This window comes from Nocardia jiangsuensis (assembly GCF_042650385.1).
In the GTDB taxonomy this organism is placed as follows: Bacteria; Actinomycetota; Actinomycetes; order Mycobacteriales; family Mycobacteriaceae; genus Nocardia; species Nocardia jiangsuensis.
The window spans coordinates 57333-82750 of record NZ_JBHSAX010000017.1; the positions used below are offsets into that span (position 1 = coordinate 57333).

Sequence of the window (25418 nt, forward strand, 5' to 3'; positions counted from 1 at the left end):
GAATCTGCGTGAGTACTCCGGAAGCGATCCGGGTCGCCGCCGAGGAGATCAGGGCCAGGGGCGAGTCGTCGCCGCGAGCCGGGCGCGACCCGGTGAACCGGCCCATGATCAACAACTGGGTCGAGGCGCTCGGCGACCGCAACCCGATCTACGTCGACGACGCGGCCGCCCGCGCCGCCGGGCACCCCGGCATCGTCGCCCCGCCCGCCATGGCCCAGGTCTGGACCATGCTCGGGCTGACCGGCGACCGCCCGGCGGACGACCCGATGACGGCCACCAACGAACTGCTGGACGCCGCAGGCTTCACCTCCGTCGTCGCCACCAACTGCGAGCAGACCTACCACCGCTACCTGGTCCCCGGCGAGCAGGTGACCGTCACCAGCCGGCTCGACGAGGTGGTCGGCCCGAAGCGCACCGGGCTCGGTGAGGGCTGGTTCCTCACCTACACCATCACCTGGCGGGTGGGTGACGAGGTCGTCACCGAGATGCTCTGGCGGCTGCTGAAATTCGCGCCGGGAACGGCGAAACCGGCCGTGCACACGGGGCAACGGGTCAAGCCGCTGGTCTCCCAGGACACCGAATTCTTCTGGTCGGGGACGAAGGCCGGGGAGCTGCGGATCCAGCGGAAGCCGGACGGCACGCTGCAGCACCCGCCGATCCCGGCCATCTGGCAGGACAGGACCGAACCGGTCGACTACGTGGTGGCGAGTGGCCGCGGCACGGTGTTCAGCTACGTCGTGCACCACGCGCCCAAGGTGCCCGGCCGGACGCTGCCCTTCGTGGTGGCGCTGGTGGAGCTGGAGGAAGGGGTGCGGATGCTCGGCGAGCTGCGCGGCATCGAACCGGATCGGGTGCGCGTGGACCTGAAGGTCGAGGTCGGCTTCGAGCAGCTCGACGACGAGACCGTGCTCCCCTTCTGGCAGGTGCTCTCATGAGCGTCGAGGTCGGCACCGTGCTGCCTGAGCTGGCGATCCACGCCGACCCCACCTTCGTGATCAGCACCGCGCTGGCCACCCGCGATTTCCAGGACGTGCACCACGACCGGGACAAGGCGGTGGCGCGCGGCTCGAAGGACATCTTCGTCAATATCCTCACCGACACCGGGCTGGTACAGCGCTTCGTCACCGACTGGGCCGGGCCGGAGGCCATCGTGCGCTCCATCGAGCTGCGGCTCGGTGTCCCGCTGTACGCGGGTGACACCCTCACCCTGCGCGGCGAGGTCACCGCGGTCGACGGCGACGACGTGCACCTCGCGGTGACCGGCAGCGACAGCCTCGGCGACCACATCACGGCGAAAGTCGTCATCACGAAACGGGGCTCGGCATGAGCGGACTGTCAGGGAAGGCCGCGATCGCCGGGATCGGCGCCACCGACTTCTCCAAGGAGTCCGGCCGCAGCGAGCTGCGCTTGGCCGCCGAGGCGGTGACCGCCGCGCTCGCCGACGCCGGGCTCACCCCCGCCGACGTGGACGGCCTCACCACCTTCACCATGGACACCAACCTGCAGGTGGCGGTGGCGCGGGCGGTCGGGATTCCGCAGCTCACCTTCTTCAGCCACATCGGCTACGGCGGCGGCGCCGCCTGCGCCACGGTGCAGCAGGCGGCCATGGCGGTGGCCACCGGGGTGGCCGACGTGGTGGTGGCGTACCGGGCCTTCAACGAGCGCTCGGTGTCACGGTTCGGGCAGTTCTCCGCCTCGCTGGCGGCGGCGCCGACCTCGTCCGGGATCGACGCCGGGTGGTCGTATCCGCACGGGCTAGGCACCCCGGCGGCGCAGGTCGCCATGGTGGCGCGGCGGTACATGCACGTGTACGGGGCGACCAGCGCGGACTTCGGGCGGGTCGCGGTGGCCGACCGCAAGCACGCGGCGGTGAACCCGAACGCCTTCTTCCACGGCAAGCCGATCACGCTGGACGACCACCAGAACTCGCGCTGGATCGCCGAGCCGCTGCACCTGCTGGACTGCTGCCAGGAATCGGACGGCGGGGTCGCCCTGGTGATCGTCAGCGCCGAGCGGGCGAAGACGCTGCCCAACCCGGCCGCGGTGATCACCGCCGCCGCCCAGGGGAGCGGCGCCGACCAGTACGTGATGACCAGCTACTACCGGGACGCGCTCACCGGGCTGCCGGAGATGGGGCTGGTCGGCGACCAACTCTGGGCGCAGAGCGGGCTCCGTCCGGACGATATCCAGACGGCGGTGCTCTACGACCACTTCACGCCGTTCGTGCTCATGCAGTTGGAGGAGCTGGGGTTCTGCGGGCGCGGGGAGGCGCGGGACTTCATCGCCGACGGTGCGATCGAGCTCGGCGGGCGGTTGCCGTTGAACACGCACGGCGGGCAGTTGGGGGAGGCGTACATCCACGGGATGAACGGGATCGCCGAGGGGGTCAGGCAGTTGCGCGGCACCTCGGTGAACCAGGTGCGGGACGTGCGGAACGTCCTGGTCACCGCTGGTACAGGGGTACCGACCTCGGGGCTGATCCTCAGCGCGGCGTGAGCGGCTCGGCGCGGTCGATCCGCCACGCGGTCCGGGGCGGGGCGGGAGGCCCGTCCGCGACGGCACGCGATCCGCTGGCACGCTGAGTCCGGCGCGCACATCGGGCGCCGGAGAGGAGCACCCCCGTGATCGCGCGGCACCTGGTCGACGTGCACGTCCTGCTCACGAGGCAGGACGAGATCCTGCTGAGCCTGCGCCGCAGCGGCGACGAGTTCGACGCCCGCTGGCACCTGCCCGCGGGCAAACTCGAGGCGGGCGAGCCCGCCGCGCGCGGTGCGGCCAGGGAGGCGGCCGAGGAGACCGGGGTCGAGATCGACCCCGCTGACCTGCGCCTGGTGCACACCGCGCACGTGGTGAGCCCGACCAGGGATTCCCGCCTCGGCCTCTTCTTCCACACCGAGCGCTGGTCCGGCACCCCGGAGAACCGCGAACCGGACAAGAGCTACGAACTCCGCTGGTTCCCGCTCGACGCCCTCCCGGACGCCCTCATCCGCTACCCGGCGCTCGGCATCGCCGGCTGGCGCGCAGGCGTTCCCTACAGCGAATTCGGCTGGGCGGAGTAGCGGTCCGCGGGTCGGCGCCCGCGCGAGTGGCTCCCGCCCGCGCGGCGGTCGGCCCGGCCCGCGCGCCGGTCGGCTCTGCCCGGTGTGCATCTGCTCACGACCGCCACGGGCAACTGCCCCGATGCGTTAGAACCGGAAGCGATGTCCGAACCAACGCTCGACCCCGCGCAACGTGCGGCCGCCGACGCCCTCGACGCCCTGCTCGACCGCCGCGGCCGGGTGCGCAAACCGGGCGGCAAGCGCCCCGCGGGCGTCTACCTGCACGGCCGCCCCGGCCGCGGCAAGACCATGATCATGGACCGCTTCTTCGCCGCCACCTCCTCGAAGCACAAGGCCCGGCTGCACTTCCACCGCTTCTTCGCCGAGCTGAGCGCCGCCGTCCGGATCACCGGCTCGATGCGCACCGCGGTGGACATGGTGGTCGGCGACGTCGACCTGCTCTGCTTCGACGAGTTCCACGTGGACGACATCGGCGACGGCATGCTCATCGCCCGCCTGCTCGACGTGCTCTTCACTCGCCGCGTCCTGGTAATCGTCACAGCGAACCAGCCCCCGGCCGAACTGCTGCCCGACCCGATCTTCCACGAAGGGTTCGAGCCGACCATCGCGCTCATCACCGAGCGCCTCACCGTGCTCGCGGTGGACGGCCCGCGCGACTACCGCTCCGGCGGCGAGCGCGCCACCGGCGGTTTCGCGGGCGGCGCCTACCGCGTCACCGGGGTGTTGCCCGCACTGCCGCCGCCCGGCCGCCCGGTCCGCCGTGCCCTGCGCCCGGTCCCCGCGGACGACGGCGTCGCCCTGACCTTCACCGCGGTCTGCGGCGACGCCGGTGCCGCCGCCGACTACCTCTCCCTGGTCGCGACCCATCCGCGGATCACGCTCACCGGCGTTCCCCCGCTGCGCCTGGTGCCGCCGACCTGGGCCGCGCGCCTGGTCACCTTCATCGACGTGCTGCACGACGCGGGCGCGCACCTGACCGTCGAGGCGACCGTCCCGCCCGCCGAACTCGCCGCGGACGCACGCCCGATTCCCGGCCTGGCCCGCATGCTCAGCAGGCTCGGCGAACTGACACCTGTTCCAGCCTCCTGAGACAGCGGAGTGAGATTCCACAGAAAGAGGCCGGTGTGGTTTGTGGCTGAACCCGACCAGTCCGCAAGATCGCTGGTGAGAGCGCTTTGTGCGCCTTCCGGATGTCACCGATTCGGACTCGAGCGGACCACCCGGCATGTAACTATGTGGGCGAATTCGGTGTGATCGGGGTTGGTGAACTGAACGTGGCAAGGGCGCGAGCGCCGATCGCACGCGTGGTCGTATCGATCGCGCTGCTCTGCTGTGCCGTGGTCGCGCTCCGCGGCCACCTGCCCGGCGCGGAGGCGGCGCGTCCGCCGGAGCCGGGCGCGCCCTCGGCGCTCACCCTCGCGCTCATGCCGGTGCTGCTCACCGTCTCGGTGGTGATCCTGACCGCCGGGGTGATCGCCTCCAGGCACCGGCTGCCGCTCGCGGTGCCCGAGCCGGAGCGCGACGAGGAGCGCGAGCTCGGCAAGCTGGGGCCGATCGGGGTGCTCGCGGTCGCCGGGCTGGCGCTGCTCGCCATGGCGCTCGCGGTCGGGTCGGTGGCCTACCTGCTTCGGGCCACCGCGCCGGAGGAGGAGCCCGGCCCCGTCGTGCTGCCGCCGTCGCCGACCGGCACCGCCCCGCTCACCACCGACGCCCCGCCCCCCGACCCCGGCGCGGCCCCGCTCGGGCTGGACGGCACCGCGCTGCTGCTCACCGCGGTCACCGCCGCCGTGCTGCTCGGCGCCGCGCTGATCGGGCTGATCGTGGTGCTCTTCTCCGGCCCGCAGGCGCGCAGGCGGGCGGTCGCGGTGCCGCCGGAGCCGGAGCCCCCGAGCACCATCGACTCGCTGGCCCGCGCCGCCGAGATGGGGCTGGCCGCCATGAACGCCCCGGGCCAGGACGCCCGCACCGCCATCATCGCCTGCTACGTCGCGATGGAGCGCGGGCTCTCCGCCGACCGCGCCGCCGCCCCGCTCGCCTCCGACACCCCCATGGAGGTGCTGGCGCGCGCGTTCGAGCACGGCGCGCTGCGCGATGCCTCGGCCCGCGAGCTGGTCGCCATGTTCGAGGAGGCGCGGTTCAGCCCGCACTCCATGCTGGAGTGGCAGCGCATGCGCGCCGAGCAGCTGCTCCGGGTCGTCCTCGCCGACCTGCAGGGGGAGATGGCATGAACCGTGCCGGTGCGGTGGCGGCGGGCGCGGTCGTCGTCCTCTTCGTCGAGCTGATCGCCTTCCGGGCGGCCCACGAGCTGGCGCTGATCGTCGCGGCGGTGCCGCTGGCGCTGGTGCTGTGGGTGCTGGCCAGGTGGTGGCTGAGCGAGCGGCAGCCGTTCAGCGAGCCGGAGCTGCCGCCGGACGAGATGGAGAACGGCCCGGCCGAGATGCTGGAGCGCTGGCGCGCGCGGGCGACCGTGCTCGCCGACCGCGCCGACGGGACCAGGGCCGACTGGGACAAGCACCTGCGTCCCATGCTGGCGAAGGAGTTCGAACTCTCCACCGGGCTGCGGATCGCCAAGAACCGGAGAGCCACCGAGGCTGCGGGGTTGCAGCAGTTCGGGCCGGAGCTGTGGCGATGGGTGGACCCGACCGATTCGGCGACTCGCGACCATATCGGTCGCGCGCCCGGGCGGGCGGCGCTGGACGAGATCCTGCGCCGATTGCAGCGGTTGTGACAATGGGGTCGAGGGAAATGCGGGTGTTCACATGACCATGCCGATGGACGCTACCGTCCACCGCAGCGAGGCCATCCTCCGCGAGATGTCGCGGGTGGTGGTGGGTAAACGCGACGAATTGCAGCTGATTCTGGTGGCTGTGCTCGCGGGCGGCCACGTACTGATCGAGGACCTGCCCGGCCTGGGCAAGACGCTCATCGCCAGATCGTTCGCCGCCGCGCTGGGGCTGAACTTCACCCGGGTGCAGTTCACCCCCGACCTGCTCCCCGCCGACCTGCTCGGCTCCACCATCTACGACATGAACACCGGCCGCTTCAACTTCCGCCGCGGCCCGATCTTCACCAACATGCTGCTCGCCGACGAGATCAACCGCACCCCGCCCAAAACCCAGGCCGCGCTGCTGGAGGCGATGGCCGAGGGCCAGGTGAGCATCGACGGCGAGACCTTCCCGCTGCCCGACCCGTTCATCGTGCTCGCCACCGACAACCCCATCGAGTACGAGGGCACGTACCCGCTGCCCGAGGCCCAGCTGGACCGGTTCGCCATCCAGCTGCGGCTGGGTTACCTGTCCGAGCACGACGAGACCCAGATGATCCGGCGTCGCCTGGAGCGCGGGTCGGTGCCGCCGCAGGTCGGGCAGGTGGTCGACGCACAGGGGCTGCTGGAGATGCGGCAGTCGGTGGAGTACGTGACGGTGCATCCCGACGTGGTCAGCTACGTCGTCGCGCTGGCCGCCGCCACCCGCGCGCACCCGCAGGTCGAGGTGGGCGCCAGCCCGCGCGCCGAACTCGACCTGGTGCAGATGTCCCGGGCGCGGGCGCTGCTGCTCGGCCGCGACTACGTCATCCCGGAGGACATCAAGGCACTGGCCGTCTCCGCCATGGCGCACCGGATCACGCTGCGGCCCGAGATGTGGGTGCGGCGCATCCGTGGCGAGGATGTGATCTCCGAACTGCTACGCCGGCTTCCGGTGCCGCGCGCCACGAACTCATGAGGCATCGGGACGCGGGCGCCACCGTCGAGGCGGAGCTGCGGTGGCGGCCCGCTCCGCTGGTGTTCATGCTGCTCGCCGTCGCCGGGGTCGCGCTGCTGCTCGCGTTGGTGCTGCAGCTGTGGCAGTTGGTCGTTTTCGCCGCGCCGATGATCGGGGTGCTGGTCACCGCGCCGTGGCAGCAGTCGCGGACCCGCATCCAGGTCGATGGGGCCGGGACTCTGCGGTGTTTCGAGACCGAGGAGGTGACGTTCTCCGTCGCCGCCTTCGTTGACGACGGGCACGCGCTGCTCCGGATGGTGCCGGAGCCGCTGGACGGGCTCGCCATTCACGTCGAGGAGAGCTCGGACTCCGGGCTCGCCCCGGCCGGGTTGAAACTCGCGCTCTCCGCGCAGCGGTGGGGGCGGTATCCCGCCGCCGTTCGCGTTTCCGCGCTGAGCCCGGCCGGGCTTGCCGTGGCTACCGCTGTGCTGCCCGCCGGGCAGCTGTACGTGTATCCGATCACCGATCCGCAGCGGCTCACGCTGCCGCGCATCGACATGCCGGAGCGCCTCGGCGTGCATCTGACCCGGAAGCACGGGCCCGGTGTGGAGTACGCCGACATTCGCGCCTACGCGCCCGGTGACCAGCTGCGGCTGGTCAACTGGCCGGTGAGCGCGCGGCGCGGGAAGCTCTACGTCACCGAGCGGTATACGAATCGCTCGGCGGATGTCGTGGTCCTGGTCGACACTTCGCAGCAGGCCCCCGGCCCCGCCACCGACTCGCTGGAGCTGTCCGTGCGCGGCGCCGCCCAGGTGGTGCAGTCCACCCTGCAGGCCGGTGACCGCACCGCCGTCGTCTGCCTCGGCGAGACCCCCCGCTGGCTGCGCCCCGACATCGGCCGCCGCCAGTTCTACCGCATCGTGGATACGGTTCTGGACGTCGGCGACGAGCACATCCCCACCACCGGCACCCTCGCCCCGCACGCCGCCGTTCCCTTGGGCGCGATCATCGTCGCCTTCTCCACCCTGCTCGACACCCAGTTCGCCCTCGCCCTGATCGACCTGCGCAAGCGCGGTCACGTGGTGATCGTGGTCGACGTCCTGCGCGGCACCCCCTTCCGCGGCGGGCTCGACCCGACGCTCGGGAAGATGTGGCAGCTCGAACGCACCGCCATGTACCGCGACATGGGGACGGTCGGCGTCGATATCGTCGGCTGGCCGGAGGACGCGCGGCTCGACCAGGTGATGAAGCTGATCCCCGAGCACCGCCGGATGATTCGAGCCCGCCGATGAAGCGCTTCCTCGCCGCGCTCTCCGGAGTGCTGCTCGCCGTCTCCGTCGCGGTGGTAGAGCCGCGCCTCGCGGTGGTCGTCCTGGTACTGGCCGCCGTCGGCCTGTGGTTCCGGATCGCCGCCGTCTGCGCGGTTCTGGTCGTGGTCGGGTTGGTAGCCGTCGCCGACGTCGACCTGGTCGTCTGCACCGCCGCCGGCCTGGTCGCCACCACCTACCTGCTGCTCAGCGCGACCGTCACCGCCCCGGCCGGTGTCGTCCCCACCACCATCCCCTCGGTAGTCGGCGCCCTGTTCTTCTCCGGCTGCGCCGTCGCCGTAGCGAGCGTCCCCCTCGACCTCCCCTACGCCCCCCTCGCCGCCCCGGTCCTCGTCCTGATCCTCAGCGCCCTCGTACTGCTCGGTGTAGCGGTGCGGCGCAACGGTTCTGTATCAACCCCCTCGACCTCTCCCGCCACGTCAGCGGAGCCCGAGCCCGACGTGAAATCTGCTGACGAGCCGACCACCGCCGACCGATGATGAACCCGGGAGGGGAAGTGGACAGGGGCACGATCCACCGCTGGAACCCAGCGACGGGAACGGGCGTCATCCGAATCGGTGAAACGCTCGTGTGGTTCCACTTCTCCGCCTTCGACAATGCCTCGGTGACCGATATCGCCGAAGGTCTGCCGGTCGACGTCGACGTCGACCACACGTCTCAGGGGGAATTCTCCTGTCGCGCTGCGCGCATTCGGCTGTCATCGCCTGCATCCTGGCAATCCTGACCGCAGGACCGGCGTCCGCGAAGCCGGGACAAGCCGATTTCACGCCATCGAGTACGGCACACCGCTTCAGCGGCGACCACGGCGTCTTCACCGCCGACGCCGTCTACGACCCGGCGAATCCCCGCCTCTTCTGGTCTCTTCGGCGGTCGGATTCTGTGCGAGCGATCGTGCAGGGGCCGATGTCGTGCGGAGCCCACGTCGAGGGAAAGCGGGGGTACGCCGACCACCACCCGTCCATTCCCGCGGACTACCAGTGGCACTCCGTCGTGCCGAACCTCCAACTGGATACGCCGTACCGGCTCGTCGCGAATTGCGCATTCACCGCGACGAACGGTCACACCACCGCACTCGGCCGAGTCGACTACTCGGTCGTGTTCACCCTGCACTCCCGGTGAGTCATGGTCACCGGGTGCTCACCCCGCTACTACTTGCGCTGCGGACATGCTCGACCCGCTCCGAGTCGAGGACTGGTCTGTCCCGGATCCGCTCCGGCCTCGATCGACCTCCATCGCGGGAGTCGACGCGCCGCCCGACGAGATCGAGGGCCTGCTCGCGCTGGCGTCGGACTGCGGGATGTCGGCCGAACAGGCCCGCGAGCGAATGCGCCACGTCGCGGCAGCGCTGGTGAGCTGGCCCGACCGGGCGCGAAGAAATCAGCTCAGCGAGTGTGAGATCACCACAATGGCCGAGTCGATCGAGCCGCGGCTGGAGGCCGTCGCCGCGGCTGCCGGCGCTGACAATCGCGCACGCAGACTCCGTCGTATGCACCCCGGTGAGCCATGATCACCCGGTGCCCACCCTCTACCTGATCATCTGCGCCGCGGGCACTGCCCATCGCGCCGCGGACATGGTCCGCTCCGCCCAATCCGATGGCTGGTCTGTCCACTGCATAGCCACCCCCGCCGCCGTTGAGCACTTCCTCGACATTCCTGAGCTGGAAGTCGCCACCGGCCACGAAGTGCGCACTGCCCACCGCAATCCCGGCGACCCACCGCTGCCGCCCGCCGACGCGGTGATCGTCGCCCCTGCCACCTACAACACCATCAACAAGTGGGCCGCGGGCATCGGCGACACCTATGTCTTGATCAAGCTCGCCGAACTCACCGGACTCGGGGTCCCGATCGTTGCCGTCCCGTACGTGAACGCGGTGCTCGCCGGGAACCGCGTCTTTCACCGCAGCATGGCCGAACTCCGGGAAGCGGGGGTCCGAGTGCTCTATGAGCCGTATGAGCCGGGCGGCGATTCGTCCGGCGGCTTTCCGTGGTCTGCGGCGCTCGCCGCTATCCGGCACAGCGGGTAGCGGCGAGTACGTCGGCCGGGTATCGCCGATAGGCGAATGAAACTCACGACGCCGTCGTGGGCCAGCGCATCGACCAGGTCGGCGGTGCGGTCTCGCCGACCTGTCGGCCCATGTCATTCGAACAACCGATACCCAGATCGCCCCACACCCCCCGACGATGATCGGATGACCCCCCGCCAACCCCGCTCCGGTTGCGTCCCGGCAACAACGGAGCCAGGTTCGGCTCTCGCTTGTAAAGCAGCGCGAATCTTATTTCGGGGGTGACGATTTCGGATGTGGTGAAGGCTCCCGGCTGCGGTATTCCGAGCTGACCATCGGCAATCTCGGGTTCGTGCCGGCCGGTCGGTGTAGCTCGAGGACACGAAGAATTCTTGAACAACCTATTTTATCTTGATAGTGAAGCGGAAGATTTGCGTACATGGGAATGCTCGATGATGCTCGACGTGAGCACGAAGAACGAGATCGTGAACTGCTTGCTTACTCTGAAAAGATAGCGGCGTTTCATCGATACGAACAGGCTGCCGTCGCTGATTTCATGGATGCGATGGTCGAGCTGCGCATTTCCACCAGAGTTCATGACTTGGTGACCTGGAAGATGGAAGATCTACGCAACTGGCGCGGTGCGCCGACCGGGACGTGTCGATGGCAACTCGTCCCGACCGGTAAAGCGATGGCAGGCTGGCTTCTTGGAAATCCCCGGCTGGAGCTGCGTGGCACAGATGGTGAAGAACTCGACAAGAAGACGACTCCGCGATTCGCGGACCCGGCTCACATCGCTGTCCGTACCAATGACGTAATTGTCACCTCGAAAGGCGAAGTCTGCGCGCTGGGTCTCAGCGGTTTCAATTGGCGTAATCGGGTGTTCAATCCGGCGAACGATATACCGCCCCGCCAGTTTCTTCCTCCTTGGGAGTTCTGGACGGTCAAGGTTGTGGAACAAGACGAAGTGACACGACTGTCGGATATGCTGAAGGCCTGCGTATCACGAATGCTCGCACAGTCGTAGGGCTCCCCGGCCGGCTTTTCCGGCAATCTCCGCCGCCACCTACCGGCAAGCGGAACGGCTCGCGGCCTGCATCGCCGATACCGGCGCGGTGTAGACCGGGCTCTCGTGGCGCTGACGGTCCTCATCTGCTACGACATCTCCGGTGACGATCGTCGGGCCAAGGTCGCCGCGCGACTGGAACGGTGGGGCGATCGCAGCCGCCTACGCCGGAGTTGTTTTGGGCTGTGTACTGAGTCACATTGAGGTGGCGGGCGGCAGTGATTTTGAGGCGAGGTCCGTGCAAGGATCTAACTGCGGAAATGAGGTTTTCGGGAGGGTTCGAGGTCCGGTGGGAGGGGTGCTGGAGGGGATAGGGTCGGGGACGTTGTCTCGCCGATAGGCGAACAGAAACCATTTACGGTTCGAGGAAAAGCCGCTCGTTCGGAAGGCGCGGCGCATCCGCCACGCCACGCGGACTCACCCGAACCGTATCCGCCAGACGATGGTGCTCGAGGTCGCAGACGAAAACCAGCGCGGCGGTGAGGCACGCGGCGAAGTGGAATTCGACTCCACCGATGAGAAGGGTGAGCCAGACGTCGGGCTCGTGCGGACGGGGTGAGCGCATCGTCAGGTGCCGTTCCAGCCGTTGAGCGCGGCGACGAGGCGTTCGAGCAGTCCGCGTTCCGGCGGCCGGATGAGGGTCATCGGTGGCGGAATCGGCTTCGGTTTCCGGACGGGGAGCGGCTCTGGGGCGGGGCGGGCGGTCATCGCTGTGCCGCGCATCGGCGAAGGGCGGAGATCACGGCGTTTCTGGATGGGAGGTCAGTGCTGATCGGCGGGACGATCCAAATCCGTGCCGCCGCGTGCCTGGCACTCGGTGAAGGAAGCGGAATGTCCGTGTCGACGACGATTCCGGCGTTTGCTTCGGCCAGCCCGACCGTTTGCCGGTCGTCGGGCAGGTCGGGTTCGGTCAGGAACATCCAGCGGCGGGCGGGCGGGTAGCAGGAGATCGGTCCGGGGTGGCCGGTCGATGCCAGGTCGGCTGCGACGGAGAGTCCGAGGGTGTGGGGCATGGTGATGGCGGAAATTTCTGTACCGGGTGCAAGGATTTGCTGCGCACACCACTCGGGGATGAAGGCGGGGATGCCGCACACGCGGCGGTAGTAGTCGCAGCGCTGTTGCGCGGTGGTGCCCCAGGGCGGTGGTTCTGTCCGCATCGGCCTCTGCTCTCGAATGGATGCCGGAGGCTCGCCTGCTCCGGCTGGTGATTTGCGCCCATGACACAGCGGATGCGGAGTAGGGTTCGCCGAATCGGGACGCCCGAAGGGGGATTCGTTCATCAACCCTGGGATGTGCCCATCGCAGGTGGGAGTACATATTCGAAGCGGGTTGCCAGCGGTACCCGAAATGGGTACCCGGCTGAACCCGGAACGGGGGAATCATGGACCATGTGCAAACGGCATCGACGCTGCCGCGTCGGCAGCTCGGCCGGTACCTCCGCGAGTGGCGGTCGCGGGTCGGACTGACGCAAGCGGCGGCGGGCCGGTTGATCGAGATGAGCGCGAGTGCGCTGCAACGGATCGAGGCGGGAGAGACCACGCGGCTACGTGGCCGCGATATCGAAGCGCTCTGCGATGTGTACGGTGTGCCACCGGAGACTACGGCGGCGTTCGTCGGACTGGCTCGGCAGGCGAATGTGAAAAGCTGGTGGCATCAGTACGGCGACTTGATCCCGCCCGATTTCAACGTCTACGTGGGACTGGAATCCGTTGCGGCACAGATTTACTCGTATCAGCCCGAACTCATTCCGGGGCTGCTCCAACGCCGCAGTACGTGCACGATCTGATCCGCGCCCGGCAGCCGGAAGGTCCGGCACACGAGTGGGCGCAGCACGTCGAGTTCCGTGCGCATCGGCGGACGATCATTCAGCGGCGGACAGCGCCGGTCCGCCTCGATGTTGTGATCGGCGAGGCGGCGTTGCGGCGACCTGCGGGCAGTTCCGCCATGATGGCGAAGCAGATGCGGCACCTTGCGGACATCCCCGGCCAGTTGCCGCAAGTCACGGTTCGTGTGCTGCCGTTCTCGGCTGGTTTTCCAGGCGGGATCTCGCTGCCGCCGTTCGTCATTCTCGGGTTCGGTGAGACGAGTCCTGGTGAGCCGGTGGAACCGCCGGTCGTCTACCTGGAAGCGGTGGTCGGCAATCTCTACCTCGAGAAGCCGGAAGATACGGCGAACTACCATGAGGCGCACGCCCGCCTGGTGCGTGCTGCGCTGGATGAGGCGGACAGCAGGCAACTGCTCCGGCAGGTGGCAAGGGAGTATGAACGTGGACTATGACCTTTCGGACTTGGCCTTCCGTAAGAGCAGCTTCAGCCAGGCCGGTGGTGAGTGCGTCGAGGTAGCCGAGGCACCGAACGGCGACCACTACGTCCGCGACTCCAAGAACCCCACCGCCGGAGCCCTCCGCTTCACCGCCGCCGAGTGGACCGCCTTTACCCACGGCATCCGGGCCAGAGAGTTCTGATCTGCGGATTTCGCGAAAACCTGGGATCGGTAGGCGCCCAACCCGGCATCTACTTACCGCATGACATCTCCCCAGCAGAACCTGAACCCCACCGGCCTCGACAAGAAGACCAGCGCGATCCTCTCCTACGCGCTCGGCTGGCTCACCGGAATCGTCTTCCTCATCCTGGGCAAGCACGATCCCGACGTCCGCTTCCACGCCGCGCAGTCGATCGTCTTCTTCGGCGCGGTCTCCGTACTCAATATCGTCCTCAGCATTCTCGGCTCGCTCCTCGGCGCGATCGGGATCATCCTCAGCCTGGCCGGATTCGCGCTCGCGGTGTTCGCCGCCGTGGTCTGGGTCATGGCCATGCTGCAGGCGAACCGGACCGGCGGCGTGCGCGCCGAGCTGCCGATCGTCGGGAAGTTCGTCGCCCCCTACGCCGATCGGCTGGCCGGCGCGGCCAACTGATGGCAGGAAGCCGCTCGCGAAGGTCGGTAGCGTCTCCCCGATGGACGACGCTGCCGACCTGATGCGGCTGTACCTGGCCGATCCGGATCAGCCCTTCCCGCCGGTCGAACTCGCCGACCCCTCCGGGCTGATCGCCTTCGGCGGGGATCTCTCCCCGCGGCGGCTGCTGAACGCCTACTCCTCGGGAATCTTCCCCTGGTACGACCCCGGCGAGATAATCCAGTGGTTCTGCCCGGACCCCCGCAGCATCCTGATACCGACCGACCTGCGCATCACCAAGTCGTACCGGCGAGCCATCGATAAGGCCGACTACGCGGTGACCATGGACCGCGCCTTCGCCGCCGTGATGTCGAACTGCGCCGAACCCCGCGACGACGACGCCGGAACCTGGATCGGCGCGGACATGCTCGCCGCCTACCTCCGGCTGCACCACCTCGGTCACGCGCACTCGGTCGAGGTGTGGCGCGATGGTGAGCTGGTCGGCGGCCTCTACGGCGTCGCCCGCGGCCGTTCCTTCGCAGGCGAATCCATGTTCTCCCGGGCCCGCGATGCCTCCAAGATCGGGCTGCACTGGCTCTGCGCCCAACTCACCGCTTGGGATTTCCCCCTCGTCGACTGCCAGATCGCCTCCGGCCACCTCACCTCGCTCGGCGCCATCGAGGTCTCCCGGGCGGACTACCTGTCCCTGCACACCCGAGCCGCCGCTCGTCCCGGGCTGCCCGGCCGTTGGAAGTTCGACCTTCCGGTGCCCGCCTCGCCCAACCACCTACCACTCTGAGCGCACACTGATAGGTGTGACTGATGAGACGATCGATGGTGAACCCGTCACTGACGAGATGGTCCAGGGGTGGGCCGACGAGGCGGAAGCCGGATACGACGTCGAGCAGCTGAGTAAGCGTGCAGAGGGCCAGTGGAGGTGAGCAAGACGTACAGCGCGAGGGTTTCCCGCGACGAGGACGCCTGGTCCATCGAGGTGCCCGAGGTCGATCGCGTCACACAGGCTCTCGACCTGCGGCAAGTCGACGCTATGGCCAGCGATCTCATCGCCGTCATGGACGATGTCGATCCGGATTCCATCGAACTCGACATCGAATGGCCCGCGGATATCGCCGCAACCCCGTCGGCGTAGTTCAGCGGAGAATTCCGTTCTGTGTCGTCCACGCATCCCGGACGAGCTCTTCGAGCTCTGAACGGCGGGGTGACCACCCCAGATCTGCGATCGCCCTGGACGGGTCGCTGATCGAGACCGCGGGCTCCGGCGCCGCCGGACGGTACTCGAGCGGAACAGGCCGCCCGGTCACCCGCTCCACCGCGGCGACGACGTCTTTCACGCTGCTGCCCACCCCGCTCCCGATGTTGTACGTCACCGCCCGCTCGATCGCGGGCAGGTGGTCGACCGCGGCGGCGAAGGCGTCGGCGGCGTCGGCGATGTGCAGGTAGTCGCGGATGGCCGAACCGTCTCCGTTCACGGTGAGCGGCGTCCCGCACCCGGCGGAGGTGAGCGCGCGGGGGAGGAGGCGGGTGGGGTCGGGGTCGGAGCCGCCGGCGATGTTCAGCATGCGCAGGGTGATGGCGGTGAACGATTCGAGCGCGAGCTCGGCGGCGAGTTTGCTGGCCGCGTAGGGGTGCGGCGGGGCCGGAGGCAGGTCCTCGGTCATGGGCTGGCGGTCGGGAGTTCCGTACACCGAGCCGGTGGAAGCGAAGACGATGCGGCGCACTCCGGCCGATTCCATGGCGTCGAGCAGCGCGAGCGTCCCGGTGGTGTTGGCGCGGAAGTAGCCGAGCGGGTCGGCGAGAGACTCGCGGGCTCGGGTGCGGCCGGCGAGGTGACAGACTGCGCCCACATCCCGGACGGCGTTCCGCAGTGACCCGGGATCGTGCAGGTCGGCGACGCGGACCGGGCCGGGTTCACCGACCCGGCCCGAAGCCCGGACCATCGGGATGGGTTCATGGCCGCGGTCGCGCAGCGCTGCGACGACGGCCCGGCCGACATAGCCGTTCGCTCCGGTCACGAGTACCCGCACCGGGCCATCATGGCAGGTCGGAGCCCCGGGGTGGGGCGCTTCCGGGTCTGCGGGTCAGGGCAGGACGCGGGCGCTCTTGCTTCCGGTCTCGCGGTTATCCGGCGATCCGCAATTCCACATCCGCGAGCACCGGCGCATCGTCCCGCTCGACAACGGTCACCCCGAGCGTGACCACATCCCCGGACTTCCACCCGCGGATCCGCAATGTCTCGCCCGGGAAAACGACCCCGGCGAAGCGCGCCCGGAACCCGCCGACCTTCGAAACATCGCTACCGAGAAGCACATCCGTTGCCGTCTTGCAGGTGATCCCATACGTGCACAGCCCGTGCAGAATCGGCGCCGGGAACCCGGCCCCCTTCGCGAAAGCCGGATCCGAATGCAGCGGATTACGATCCCCGCTCATCCGATACAGCAGCGCCTGCTGCGGCAGGATCGGCACCAGCTCTTCGAAATCCGGGGCGGACGAGGGGATCTCGACCTTGGTGGAGGGCCCCCGCTCGCCGCCGAAACCGCCCTCACCCTTGGCGAAGATGGACGAACGATCGGTCCACAGCGGTTCCCCGTTGGAGCCGACGATGGTCAGCTCGCGCACGACGACCGCGGCGGACCCCTTGTCCCACACCTCGGTCACCCGACCGGTCAGCGTCGCCTTCCCGGAGGCCGGAATAGCCCGGTGCAGCACGATTTCCTGGTGCGCGTGCACCACCTTCGCCAGGTCGATATCGACCCCGGGGTAACTCACCTTGGGTGGCTCGGTCTCGTGCACGGTCGGCGCGACGGCGGCGAAGGTGGGCAGCACCTGGGGCGAGACGTCGTCCAGGTAGCGGAGCTCCGCGGGGTCGGTCCAGCGCGTGCCCGCGCCGAGTCCGAGGTGGTAGATCTGCACGTCGGACGGCGTCCAGGAGAACGAGCGTCCGGGCAGTTCGGCGCCGAGCGCGCGGTCGAGATCGATGGGCATCAGTGAACCTCCTTGGCCTTCTGCTCGACGATATCCATGACGGCCAGGTACCCGAAGGTCAACGCGGGGCCGATGGTGGCGCCGGGGCCGGCGTAGGTGTGGCCCATGACCGGCGCGCTCACATTGCCGGAGGCGTAGAGCCCCTCGATCACGCTCTGATCCTCGCGCAGCACCCGGGCCGCGGTGTCGGTGACGACGCCGCCCTTGGTCCCGAGGTCGCCGGGGACCAGGACGACCGCGTAGAACGGGCCCTCCTCGAGCGCGCCGAGGCACGGGTTCGGCTTGATGGTCGGGTCGCCGTAGTACTTGTCGTAGGCGCTGTCCCCGCGGTGGAAGTCCTCGTCGACTCCGCTGCGCGCGAATCCGTTGAACCGCTCGACGGTCCCGGCCAGTTTGTCGGCGGGCACCTTGATCTTCTCCGCGAGCTCGGCCAGCGTCGGCGCCGACACGATGTAGTCGTTCTCCAGCCACCGCTTGGGAATCCGCTGCCCGGGCTGCAACCCGGCGAAGATGTAGCGGTTGCGGTACCGCTGGTCGAAGACCAGCCACGCCGGGATGTTCTCGCCCGGGCCATCGCCCTCGCCGTACTCGCCGCCGTACATGGTGTGCACCGCCTCGACGTACGGCGCGGACTCATTGCCGAACCGCTCACCCCGGTCGTTCACGATGATGCACCCGGGCAGATTCCGCTCGGACAGGCAGAACCAGGGCTTGCCGCCCTTGAAGATGGTCGGCCCCCACCAGGCGTCGGCCATGATGTCGGTGTCGGCGCCGAGCTCCAGCGCGGCGCGGTGGCCGTCGCCGGTATTGGCGGGCGCGCCGGTGGTCCAGTCGGTGGTGATGGGGGCGCGCTGGTACTTCGCGCGCATCTCGGCATTGTGGTCGAAGCCGCCGGTGGCCAGCACCACGCCGTATCGAGCCGTGAACCGCACCGCCTCGCCGTTCTGCTCGGCGTCCACCCCGACCACCCGGCCGTTCTCCACGACGAGCCCGGTCAGCGGCGTCTCCAGCAGCACCGGCACCCCGGCGTCCATCAACCCCTTGCGAATGGCGGCCGCCAGCGCCTGCCCCATCCCGAGCAGGTGCTTCCCGGTGAGCCGAGCCCAGGTGGTGCGCGCCCCGACCTTCGCGGCCCGCAGCATCCCGCGCGGATGCCTGCGGATCAGGTTCAGCTGCTTGAAGTCGGCCTGGGTGACCACGACGTTCAGCGGCGCCTTGCTGTAGTTGGGCTCCAGCTTGAAACGCTCGGCGCCGAGCACCTTGGCGTTGAAGGGCTTGGGCTCGCAGGAGCGCCCCTCGGCCGTCCCGCCCGGCGCCTCGGGGTAGTAGTCGGAGTACCCCGGCACCCAGTTCATCTTCAGCGGCGTGTGGTCCAGCACGAAGTCGAACGCCTCGGCGCCGCGGTCGATGTAGGTATCGATCCGGTCCTTCGGCACCACCTCACCGATGATGCTGTGCAGGTAGGTGCGGGCCTCCTCGCGGTCGTCCGGGCGGCCCGACGCCTTCAGCGCCTTGTTCCCCGGAATCCACACCCCGCCCCCGGAGCGCGCGGTCGACCCGCCGTAGTGCGCGGCCTTCTCGATGACCACGACGCTGAGTCCGTGGTGTGCCGCGGTGAGGGCCGCGGTCATTCCGGCGGCGCCGCTGCCGACCACCACCACGTCGTATTCCCGATCGCTCATGTAGAACACGTTATAGAATGGACGCGGCTTTGGTCTATGTCGAGTGGCAGATGACTCGAGAACAACCAGGTAACTCGTTTCAGTTCGGAGTGTGAATGGTCTGGGATAGCAGTGCCGACGTCGTCGTGATCGGCGCCGGAGCGGCGGGTGCCGCCGCCGCGCTGGAGGCGGCGGCAGCGGGGGCGCAGGTGCTCGCGCTGGACCGGTTCGCCGGCGGCGGGGCGGCGGCGCTCTCCGGCGGGATCGTCTACGCGGGTGGCGGCACCAGCATCCAGCGCGCGGCCGGGGTCACCGACGATCCGGCGTGGATGCTCGCCTATCTCCAGCGCGAGGTCGGCGATGCCGTCGCCCCGGAGACGCTGCGCCGATTCGTCGACGAGAGCCCCGCGCTGATCGACTGGCTGATCGAGCACGGCGTCCCCTTCGACCCCGCGCTCTGCCCCTACAAGACCTCCTACCCGAACGACGACTGGTACCTCTACCACTCCGGCAGCGAGCTCTCCGGCGCCTTCGCCGACATCCCGCCCGCGCAGCGCGGGCACCGGGTGAAGGGCCGCGGGGTCTCCGGGAAGAAGTTCGCCACCGGGCTGCTCGCCTCGATGCGGAAAGCCGGGATCCAGCTCGAGACCTGCACCCGCGCGACGACCCTGCTCACCGACGACACCGGCGCTGTCATCGGCGTCGAGTGCGTGACCATGAACGACGCACCCCGCCGCGTGCGCGACCAGTTCGCGCGGATGGCGGCGCTCGCGGCCAAACCGGGCATCTACTACCCACCGCTGCGCAAGGCGATGGAACAGCGAATGGCCCGGCTCGAGCAGCGCTACGGCGTCACCACGAAGGTGCTCGCGAGGCGTGGCGTGATCGTGAGTGCCGGCGGCTTCATCGCGAACCGGGAGATGGTGCTCGAGCACGGCCCCGAGTTCCGGCACGGCCTCGCGCTCGGCACCACCGGCGACGACGGCAGCGGCATCCGCATGGCGCAGCAGGCAGGCGCCGCCACCGCGCACATGGACAACATCTCCGCCTGGCGCTTCCTCCTCCCGCCCAGCGCGTTCGCGGGGGCATTGCTGGTCGACGCGGCAGGCACCCGCGTCATCGACGAGACCCGCTACGGCGCGGCCGTCGGCGGCAAACTCGTCCGCGAGCACGGCGGCCTCGGCTGGCTGCTGGCCGACGACGCGGTCGCGCGGCGCGCCTTCGGGCAGATCCACAGGGAGGGCGCCTGGTTCCAGCGCGCCCAGTTCGAGCCGGTGCGCCGCCGGGCCGTCAAGGCCCCGACCATCGAGCAGGCGGCCAGAAAGGCCGGCATCGACCCGGCCGGGCTGCGCGCCACCGTCGAGGCGCACAACGCCGCCGTCGCGAACGGCACGCCCGACCCCGTCGGCAAGCCCGCCGAATTCCGCGAAACCTGCGACACCGGCCCGTTCTGGCTGTTCGATGTGGGTATCAAACCCAGCCTGACCAACCCCTGCCCGATGCTCACCCTCGGCGGCGTCGTGGTGAACGAGGAGACCGGGGCCGTGCGCGACCGCGACGGTGCCGACATCCCCGGCCTCTACGCCGCGGGCCGCACCGCGGTCGGCATCTGCTCGCGCTCCTACGTGAGCGGGCTCTCGCTCGCCGACTGCGTCTTCTCCGGGCGTCGCGCCGGGCGGGCGGTGGCGGGTGCGGACATAGTGGAAGGAATCCGATAGGTGCTCTCCGAAGCGGTACGCATCGAGCTGGCCGACGAGCTCGCGGTCGCCGAGCGCGAACGGGTCGCGATCGACCCGCTGGTGGCCAGGCACCCGGAGATCGACGTGGTCGACGCCTACGAGATCCAGCTGCTGAACATCAGGCACCGGGTGTCGAACGGCGCGCGGGTGGTCGGGCACAAGGTCGGGCTCTCCTCGAAGGCCATGCAGCAGATGATGGGCGTCGACGAGCCGGACTACGGCCACCTGCTCGCCGAGATGGAGGTCTTCGAGGACCGGCCGGTGCCCGCCGCGAACTACCTCTTCCCGCGGGTCGAGGTGGAGGTCGGTTTCGTGCTCGGCACCGACCTGCCGGGTGAGGAGTGCACCGAGGCCGACGTCCTCGCCGCGACCACCGCCTTCGCTCCCGCCATCGAGCTGATCGACTCGCGGATCAGGGACTGGAAGATCGGGCTCTGCGACACGATTTCGGACAATGCGTCGTCCGCCGGGTTCGTGCTCGGGCCGGAGCGGGTGGCGCCCGGTGACATCGACATCAAGGCGATCGACGCAGTGCTCACCCGCAACGGTGAGGTGGTGGCGGAGGGGCGCAGTGACGCGGTGCTCGGCGATCCGGTGATCGCGGTGGCATGGCTGGCGCGCAAGGTCGCGGGCTTCGGGGTGCGGTTGAAGGCGGGGGATATCGTGCTGCCCGGGTCGTGCACGCGGGCGATCGATGCGCGGCCGGGGGATGGTTTTCTGGCCGAGTTCGCCGGGCTCGGCGCCGTCCGGCTGCGGTTCGAGTAGTCCGCGTTGGATTTTCGGATCGTCCCATCCGGCATGATCGACGCCGGAGGGTTTGCCGGTGTCAGCCGATATGCACCCAGCCGACATCGGCTACCGCAGCTCCCGCTGGGGCCGCCGCGCCACCCCTCCGGTCCCGCTCACCACCCTCGGTGGTCTCCCCGGGCACCTCGTCGAGACCTCCGGAACCCGTGAATCCGACGCCCTCGGCTGCCCCACCGACTTCTCCGTCTACACCTCCGCCTTCCGTCTCGACCGGGAGAAGCTGGTGCTGACGATCGGCGCTGACCGCGGGGTCGCGTGAGAGTTGTCGCTCGCCCGGACGCAGCAGATCTTCGCCACCGTCCGGCATCTGCCATGATTTCGCTAGAATCATGGCATGACCATGTTTCAAGTCAGCGATCTAGCGGGAGCACGGCGCCGCGAATTCCTCGATGAAGCCAAGCAGGACTCGGCTTCGCTGCGGGATACCGATGGCTCGGTCCTGGTCATGCTCGCAGCTCGCCGGGTGGCGGCGCTGCGGGAGGCGGCCTCGGTAGCGACGCTGCTGTTCGCCGTCGAAGCCGTGCTCGCGCGAACCGACAAGCCGACGCCGGTCGAACTGGGCGGGCTGGCCTGGCTGGCGGAGTTCGATACCGACGACCGGGCCGAAGCGCTCTCCGAGATCAGGAACGCGGTCGCGCTCACCGTCGCATCGGAGGATCCGGCGCCATTGCGCGAGGTGCTGCACGCGTGGGCGGCTACCGCATCGGTCATGCGTGATCCCGCGCGCCGAGCCATCCACACCGCTCCGGCGGACGAACTCGAGTTCAGCGAAGTCGAGGCTCCGCGTCCGGGCAATGATGGCTGAGGGCGATCCGCAACCCGGCGCCTACCGTCCGTTCGTCGCCGCCCGGTCACCCGGCGGCAGGCCGCGGGAGAAGCCCGGCTATCGGGTGCTCGTGCACCGGCAGTACGTGCACCTGTGGAACGAACTCGCCGACCGCGTCGGCCTGACCGCAGCATGTCAGTTCTGGGATCATGTATCTGCCACGCCCGGCCAACCGCCGCCGGTGGGCAGCTCGACGATGCTGCGCGGCAAACACCACGGTCCCAAGTGGGCCGGCTACTCCCGCACCATCCACTACGAAATCAGTGGTGCTGGGCGGATCGACTACCAGTACTGCAGTGACACGCGCGAAGGCGCGGACGGCGATCCGCACGCGGTCGTCAAGATTTTGACGATCGACCTGGGCAGCCATTGAGTGACTGACGCCTCATAGGTGCCTTGTCAGCTTCTCCCGACCTATCCGGTCTACCCGGTAACCGACGAGCGAAGGAGCGGGCGATGAGGATCGCGGTGGCAGGTGGGACCGGGACCGTGGGGAAGCCGGTGGTGGAGGTGCTGCGCGAGCGCGGGCACGAGGCGGTGGTGCTGGCCCGCTCGACCGGGGTGGACCTGCGCACCGGCGCGGGGCTGGACCTGACCGGAGTGGACGCGGTGATCGACCTGACTTCGCTGGTCACGCGCTCGGCCGCGGAGGCGACGGAGTTCTTCGAGCAGGTCACCGCGAACCTGCACCGCGCGGAGCAGGCGGCGGGGGTGCGGCACCATGTGCTGCTCGGGATCGTCGGGAGTGATGCGGTGCCGTTCGGCTACTACACCGGGAAGATGGCGCAGGAGCGCGCCGTCGAGCGTGGACCGGTGCCGTGGACGCTGCTGCGTGCCACCCAGTTCCACGAGTTCGCCGGGCAGCCGCAGGGTGGGGTGCGGGTCGGCCCGCTGACGCTGGTCCCCGCCATGCGGGTGAATCCGATCGCGGCGCGCGAGGTGGCCGAGCGGCTGGTCGACTTGGCGGTCGGTGCGCCGGCGGGTCGGGTGCGAGACCTCGGGGGTCCGGAGGAGCTGCCGCTGGACGACATGATTCGCCGCTATGCCGCCGCCACCGGTCGTGGCGATCGGGTGCTGCGGTTCCCGCTGCCGGGGAAGGCGGGACGTGCGTTCCGGCAGGGAGCCCTGGTAGCCGGGCCGGATGCCGATCGCGGAATTCAGACGTTCGCAGAGTGGCTCGAAATGCGCACCTAGCAGCGTTTTCCTGAGAAAAGTATACTTATCATAACTGTACTTCTCCCGGGAGGCGCTGTGGAAAAGCCAGCCGATGTCTTCGATCGGGATCGCGAGTGGGACGCGTTGCGCCGCTTCGTCACGGACGAAAGCCGCGGAGCCTCGCTCGGCGTCGTCTCGGGCCGGCGGCGGCAGGGAAAGAGCTTCCTGCTGGAGGCGGTCTGCGAGAGCGCGGGCGGTTTCTACTTCTCGGCGCAGGAAGCCACCGACGCCGAGTCGCTGGCATCCATCGGGCAGGCGCTGACCCGGCACCTGCGGCCGGTGGTGCCGTTCGCGCCCGCCGACTGGGGGCAGGTGCTCGACGTGCTGCTCAGGATGGGAGCGGAGCGGCCCGTCCCGGTGGTGATCGATGAGTTTCCCTACCTGGTGCGGGTGAACCCGGCGCTGCCCTCCATCCTCCAGGGCGCGTACGCCCCTCGGCGGAGCGAGCGCACTTCGTCCCGCACCCGGCTGCTGCTGTGCGGCTCGGCGCTGTCGTTCATGGGGAAACTGCTGTCCGGGAATGCCCCGCTGCGCGGCCGCGCCTCGCTCGAACTGCCTATCCGCACCCTCGGGTATCGGGAGGCGGCGCGGTTCTGGGAGATCGATGACCCGCGGCTGGCGCTGAACGTGCACGCGGTGGTCGGCGGCACGCCCGCGTACCGCACCGAGATGATCCGCTACGACGCCCCGCGCGGGCTCGACGATTTCGATGACTGGGTCACCCGCGCGGTCCTCTCCCCGGGCAGCCCGATGTTCCTCGAAGCCCGCTACCTGCTCGCCGAGGAACCGGACCTCCGCGACGGCGCGATCTACAACTCGGTACTCAATGCGATCGCCAACGGCAACAGCGGCCGCGGCGGTATCGCGGGCTACGTGGGCCGGAAGTCGAACGAGCTCGCGCACCCGCTGACGGTGCTCGAGGATGCCGGCCTGATCACCCGCGAAGTCGACGCCTTCCGCGCCAACCGCACCGATTTCCGAATCGCCGAACCGCTCCTCACCTTCTATCACGCGATCATGCGGCCCTATTGGCCACAGCTCAGCGCGGCGACGGCCATCGAGCGCATCTGGGAACGGTCCGCGCAACGCTGGACGAGCAATGTTCTCGGGCCGCGCTTCGAGCAGGTGTGCCGGGAGTGGGCGGCGGTGTACGGGCATCAGCGGCGGCTGGCAGATCTGCCGGTTCGGGTGTGTGCGGGCACCGTCAACGACCCCGTCGATCGGAGGACGCACGAGGTGGACGTGGTCGCGGTCGGTTACGCGGACGGAAGCCGGGCGCCGCTGCTCGCGCTGGGCGAGGCGAAGTGGAACGACGTCATGGGGCTCGGGCACCTGGATCGGCTTCGGCGCATCCGCGCTCTCGTCGGCCGTCAGGGACGCTACGACACCGATGCGACCCGCCTGCTCTGCTTCTCCGGGGCCGGATTCACCGACGATCTGGTGCAGGAGCAGAGCCGTGGTGAGGTCGAGTTGATCGGCCTCGATGAGTTGTACGGCAGGGCGTAGGCGGAAGCGGTCAAGACCGTAATTCCGCTAGCACCCTCCGCACCTGATTCGCCCGCCCGGCGTCGGTTCGCGCTTTGGTCACCCGCAGTGAGAAGCCATAGCGCGCACTGCGCCCCAGTGCGTCGAATCGTGCCCGGGCAGCCGGATCAGCGGCGAGCGCGACGACCAGATCCGGATGCGTCGCACCACTCCGCTGCGGGGGATACGCCGCCGCCCAGCGCCCGTCCGCCCGCGCCGCCTCGATCGCCGCGAGCCCGGCGGCCCGCATCCTCCCGGCCGCGATCAACGCCTCCGCCTTCGCCACGTTCACCGCCGACCACGGGCTGCGCGCCCGGCGCGGCGAATACCGCTGCAGGTAGTGCTCGGCGTCGACACCCCGCCGGTGGCTATCGATCCAGCCGACGCACAGCGCGCCGTCCAGCGCCTCGGTGAGCGTCACGCTCGCCCGCGCCGCCCCCTTCTTCGCGATCCGCACCCACACCTCGCCTGCCCGCGCGTGATTCTCCGCCAGCCAGCGATCCCACTCGGCGGCATCCGCGCACTCGATGATCTCCATGCGTCCATGATCCCGAGATAAGCGCTCATCCACTGAGCACTTTCCCGACGAACTA

At 69.3% G+C, this 25418-nt stretch carries 32 protein-coding genes and 1 pseudogene; 28 read left to right on the forward strand and 5 right to left on the reverse strand.

Features of this window, described 5'->3' with window-relative positions; all coding sequences use genetic code 11:
• Nucleotides 1-8 precede the first annotated feature (8 nt).
• The 14 genes from ACFO0B_RS19635 (at nucleotide 9) to ACFO0B_RS19700 (ending at nucleotide 11118) form a co-directional block, all read left to right on the forward strand.
• Nucleotides 9-935 (forward strand): bifunctional MaoC family dehydratase N-terminal/OB-fold nucleic acid binding domain-containing protein, encoded by a 927-nt coding sequence (locus tag ACFO0B_RS19635; RefSeq protein ID WP_378613975.1) that lies wholly within the window; start codon nucleotides 9-11, stop codon nucleotides 933-935.
• Nucleotides 932-1327 carry a MaoC family dehydratase gene (locus ACFO0B_RS19640; RefSeq protein ID WP_378613976.1) on the forward strand — a complete coding sequence of 132 codons (396 nt, stop codon included), beginning with the start codon at nucleotides 932-934 and terminating at the stop codon, nucleotides 1325-1327. Before ACFO0B_RS19635 ends, ACFO0B_RS19640 begins: the two co-directional genes overlap by 4 nt.
• Nucleotides 1324-2496 carry a lipid-transfer protein gene (locus ACFO0B_RS19645; protein WP_378613977.1) on the forward strand — a complete coding sequence of 391 codons (1173 nt, stop codon included), beginning with the start codon at nucleotides 1324-1326 and terminating at the stop codon, nucleotides 2494-2496. The genes ACFO0B_RS19640 and ACFO0B_RS19645 overlap by 4 nt, the downstream gene beginning before the upstream one ends.
• A 125-nt stretch (nucleotides 2497-2621) precedes the next feature.
• Nucleotides 2622-3059 carry an NUDIX hydrolase gene (locus tag ACFO0B_RS19650; protein ID WP_378613978.1) on the forward strand — a complete coding sequence of 146 codons (438 nt, stop codon included), beginning with the start codon at nucleotides 2622-2624 and terminating at the stop codon, nucleotides 3057-3059.
• Between the two features lie 141 nt (nucleotides 3060-3200).
• Entirely contained in the window at nucleotides 3201-4148 is a 948-nt protein-coding gene (zapE, locus tag ACFO0B_RS19655; RefSeq protein WP_378613979.1) for a cell division protein ZapE, read from the forward strand.
• Between the two features lie 215 nt (nucleotides 4149-4363).
• A complete protein-coding gene (locus ACFO0B_RS19660; protein WP_378613980.1) occupies nucleotides 4364-5287 on the forward strand; it encodes a DUF4129 domain-containing protein in 924 nt (307 codons plus the stop codon).
• On the forward strand, nucleotides 5284-5787 hold the full coding sequence (locus ACFO0B_RS19665) for a hypothetical protein (protein ID WP_378613981.1): 504 nt from the start codon (nucleotides 5284-5286) through the stop codon (nucleotides 5785-5787). The genes ACFO0B_RS19660 and ACFO0B_RS19665 overlap by 4 nt, the downstream gene beginning before the upstream one ends.
• A 31-nt stretch (nucleotides 5788-5818) precedes the next feature.
• Nucleotides 5819-6781, forward strand: coding sequence for an AAA family ATPase (locus ACFO0B_RS19670; RefSeq protein ID WP_378613982.1), 963 nt, complete (start codon nucleotides 5819-5821; stop codon nucleotides 6779-6781).
• The gene (locus ACFO0B_RS19675; protein ID WP_378613983.1) at nucleotides 6778-8052 is read left to right on the forward strand and encodes a DUF58 domain-containing protein; all 1275 of its coding nucleotides are present in this window, start codon (nucleotides 6778-6780) and stop codon (nucleotides 8050-8052) included. The genes ACFO0B_RS19670 and ACFO0B_RS19675 overlap by 4 nt, the downstream gene beginning before the upstream one ends.
• Nucleotides 8049-8567: a hypothetical protein gene (locus ACFO0B_RS19680; RefSeq protein ID WP_378613984.1), complete on the forward strand. Its 519-nt coding sequence runs from the start codon at nucleotides 8049-8051 to the stop codon at nucleotides 8565-8567. The genes ACFO0B_RS19675 and ACFO0B_RS19680 overlap by 4 nt, the downstream gene beginning before the upstream one ends.
• A 17-nt stretch (nucleotides 8568-8584) precedes the next feature.
• Nucleotides 8585-8812 (forward strand): cold-shock protein, encoded by a 228-nt coding sequence (locus tag ACFO0B_RS19685; RefSeq protein WP_378613985.1) that lies wholly within the window; start codon nucleotides 8585-8587, stop codon nucleotides 8810-8812.
• A 441-nt stretch (nucleotides 8813-9253) separates the two neighbouring features.
• The gene (locus ACFO0B_RS19690) at nucleotides 9254-9595 is read left to right on the forward strand and encodes a hypothetical protein (protein ID WP_378613986.1); all 342 of its coding nucleotides are present in this window, start codon (nucleotides 9254-9256) and stop codon (nucleotides 9593-9595) included.
• 7 nt (nucleotides 9596-9602) lie between these two features.
• On the forward strand, nucleotides 9603-10112 hold the full coding sequence (locus ACFO0B_RS19695) for a flavoprotein (protein ID WP_378613987.1): 510 nt from the start codon (nucleotides 9603-9605) through the stop codon (nucleotides 10110-10112).
• Between the two features lie 418 nt (nucleotides 10113-10530).
• On the forward strand, nucleotides 10531-11118 hold the full coding sequence (locus tag ACFO0B_RS19700) for a hypothetical protein (RefSeq protein WP_378613988.1): 588 nt from the start codon (nucleotides 10531-10533) through the stop codon (nucleotides 11116-11118).
• 743 nt (nucleotides 11119-11861) lie between these two features.
• On the opposite strand, the gene ACFO0B_RS19705 is transcribed toward ACFO0B_RS19700, so the two are convergent.
• Nucleotides 11862-12314, reverse strand: coding sequence for a DNA-directed RNA polymerase subunit beta (locus ACFO0B_RS19705; protein WP_378613990.1), 453 nt, complete (start codon nucleotides 12312-12314; stop codon nucleotides 11862-11864).
• A 224-nt stretch (nucleotides 12315-12538) separates the two neighbouring features.
• Here ACFO0B_RS19705 and ACFO0B_RS19710 point away from each other — a divergent pair, with 224 nt between their 5' ends.
• The 7 genes and pseudogenes from ACFO0B_RS19710 (at nucleotide 12539) to ACFO0B_RS19740 (ending at nucleotide 15200) form a co-directional block, all read left to right on the forward strand.
• On the forward strand, nucleotides 12539-12943 hold the full coding sequence (locus tag ACFO0B_RS19710; RefSeq protein WP_378613991.1) for a helix-turn-helix domain-containing protein: 405 nt from the start codon (nucleotides 12539-12541) through the stop codon (nucleotides 12941-12943).
• On the forward strand, nucleotides 12931-13434 hold the full coding sequence (locus tag ACFO0B_RS19715; protein ID WP_378613992.1) for a DUF5753 domain-containing protein: 504 nt from the start codon (nucleotides 12931-12933) through the stop codon (nucleotides 13432-13434). The genes ACFO0B_RS19710 and ACFO0B_RS19715 overlap by 13 nt, the downstream gene beginning before the upstream one ends.
• A complete protein-coding gene (locus ACFO0B_RS19720; protein ID WP_378613993.1) occupies nucleotides 13424-13621 on the forward strand; it encodes a DUF397 domain-containing protein in 198 nt (65 codons plus the stop codon). The genes ACFO0B_RS19715 and ACFO0B_RS19720 overlap by 11 nt, the downstream gene beginning before the upstream one ends.
• Before the next feature lie 60 nt (nucleotides 13622-13681).
• Nucleotides 13682-14071, forward strand: coding sequence for a DUF4870 domain-containing protein (locus tag ACFO0B_RS19725; RefSeq protein ID WP_378613994.1), 390 nt, complete (start codon nucleotides 13682-13684; stop codon nucleotides 14069-14071).
• Between the two features lie 40 nt (nucleotides 14072-14111).
• Nucleotides 14112-14849 (forward strand): leucyl/phenylalanyl-tRNA--protein transferase, encoded by a 738-nt coding sequence (aat, locus tag ACFO0B_RS19730; RefSeq protein WP_378613995.1) that lies wholly within the window; start codon nucleotides 14112-14114, stop codon nucleotides 14847-14849.
• A gap of 16 nt (nucleotides 14850-14865) precedes the next feature.
• Nucleotides 14866-14970: pseudogene (locus ACFO0B_RS19735) on the forward strand (CopG family transcriptional regulator); the annotation flags it as partial.
• Nucleotides 14971-14987: 17 nt separating this feature from the next.
• Nucleotides 14988-15200 carry a hypothetical protein gene (locus tag ACFO0B_RS19740; RefSeq protein WP_378613996.1) on the forward strand — a complete coding sequence of 71 codons (213 nt, stop codon included), beginning with the start codon at nucleotides 14988-14990 and terminating at the stop codon, nucleotides 15198-15200.
• A 1-nt stretch (nucleotide 15201) separates the two neighbouring features.
• Here the strand turns inward: ACFO0B_RS19740 and ACFO0B_RS19745 are convergent, their stop codons facing one another.
• The 3 genes from ACFO0B_RS19745 to kstD all read right to left on the reverse strand — a co-directional run bounded on the left by ACFO0B_RS19745 (nucleotide 15202) and on the right by kstD (nucleotide 18735).
• A complete protein-coding gene (locus ACFO0B_RS19745) occupies nucleotides 15202-16095 on the reverse strand; it encodes an NAD-dependent epimerase/dehydratase family protein (protein ID WP_378613997.1) in 894 nt (297 codons plus the stop codon).
• A gap of 94 nt (nucleotides 16096-16189) precedes the next feature.
• On the reverse strand, nucleotides 16190-17053 hold the full coding sequence (locus ACFO0B_RS19750; protein ID WP_378613998.1) for a MaoC/PaaZ C-terminal domain-containing protein: 864 nt from the start codon (nucleotides 17051-17053) through the stop codon (nucleotides 16190-16192).
• Nucleotides 17053-18735 carry a 3-oxosteroid 1-dehydrogenase gene (gene kstD, locus ACFO0B_RS19755; RefSeq protein WP_378613999.1) on the reverse strand — a complete coding sequence of 561 codons (1683 nt, stop codon included), beginning with the start codon at nucleotides 18733-18735 and terminating at the stop codon, nucleotides 17053-17055. The genes ACFO0B_RS19750 and kstD overlap by 1 nt, the downstream gene beginning before the upstream one ends.
• 95 nt (nucleotides 18736-18830) lie before the next feature.
• Between kstD and ACFO0B_RS19760 the strand changes: the two genes are divergently transcribed.
• The 7 genes from ACFO0B_RS19760 to ACFO0B_RS19790 all read left to right on the forward strand — a co-directional run bounded on the left by ACFO0B_RS19760 (nucleotide 18831) and on the right by ACFO0B_RS19790 (nucleotide 24807).
• On the forward strand, nucleotides 18831-20432 hold the full coding sequence (locus tag ACFO0B_RS19760) for an FAD-binding protein (protein WP_378614000.1): 1602 nt from the start codon (nucleotides 18831-18833) through the stop codon (nucleotides 20430-20432).
• The gene (locus ACFO0B_RS19765; protein WP_378614001.1) at nucleotides 20433-21218 is read left to right on the forward strand and encodes a 2-keto-4-pentenoate hydratase; all 786 of its coding nucleotides are present in this window, start codon (nucleotides 20433-20435) and stop codon (nucleotides 21216-21218) included. It begins immediately after the preceding gene.
• 58 nt (nucleotides 21219-21276) lie between these two features.
• The gene (locus ACFO0B_RS19770) at nucleotides 21277-21519 is read left to right on the forward strand and encodes a hypothetical protein (protein ID WP_378614002.1); all 243 of its coding nucleotides are present in this window, start codon (nucleotides 21277-21279) and stop codon (nucleotides 21517-21519) included.
• Between the two features lie 75 nt (nucleotides 21520-21594).
• The gene (locus ACFO0B_RS19775) at nucleotides 21595-22065 is read left to right on the forward strand and encodes a hypothetical protein (RefSeq protein ID WP_378614003.1); all 471 of its coding nucleotides are present in this window, start codon (nucleotides 21595-21597) and stop codon (nucleotides 22063-22065) included.
• The gene (locus tag ACFO0B_RS19780) at nucleotides 22055-22459 is read left to right on the forward strand and encodes a hypothetical protein (protein ID WP_378614004.1); all 405 of its coding nucleotides are present in this window, start codon (nucleotides 22055-22057) and stop codon (nucleotides 22457-22459) included. The genes ACFO0B_RS19775 and ACFO0B_RS19780 overlap by 11 nt, the downstream gene beginning before the upstream one ends.
• A gap of 83 nt (nucleotides 22460-22542) precedes the next feature.
• Nucleotides 22543-23280: an SDR family oxidoreductase gene (locus tag ACFO0B_RS19785; protein ID WP_378614005.1), complete on the forward strand. Its 738-nt coding sequence runs from the start codon at nucleotides 22543-22545 to the stop codon at nucleotides 23278-23280.
• A gap of 57 nt (nucleotides 23281-23337) precedes the next feature.
• The gene (locus ACFO0B_RS19790) at nucleotides 23338-24807 is read left to right on the forward strand and encodes an AAA family ATPase (RefSeq protein ID WP_378614006.1); all 1470 of its coding nucleotides are present in this window, start codon (nucleotides 23338-23340) and stop codon (nucleotides 24805-24807) included.
• A 10-nt stretch (nucleotides 24808-24817) separates the two neighbouring features.
• Here the strand turns inward: ACFO0B_RS19790 and ACFO0B_RS19795 are convergent, their stop codons facing one another.
• Nucleotides 24818-25363, reverse strand: coding sequence for a YdeI/OmpD-associated family protein (locus ACFO0B_RS19795; protein ID WP_378614007.1), 546 nt, complete (start codon nucleotides 25361-25363; stop codon nucleotides 24818-24820).
• Nucleotides 25364-25418: the final 55 nt, after the last annotated feature.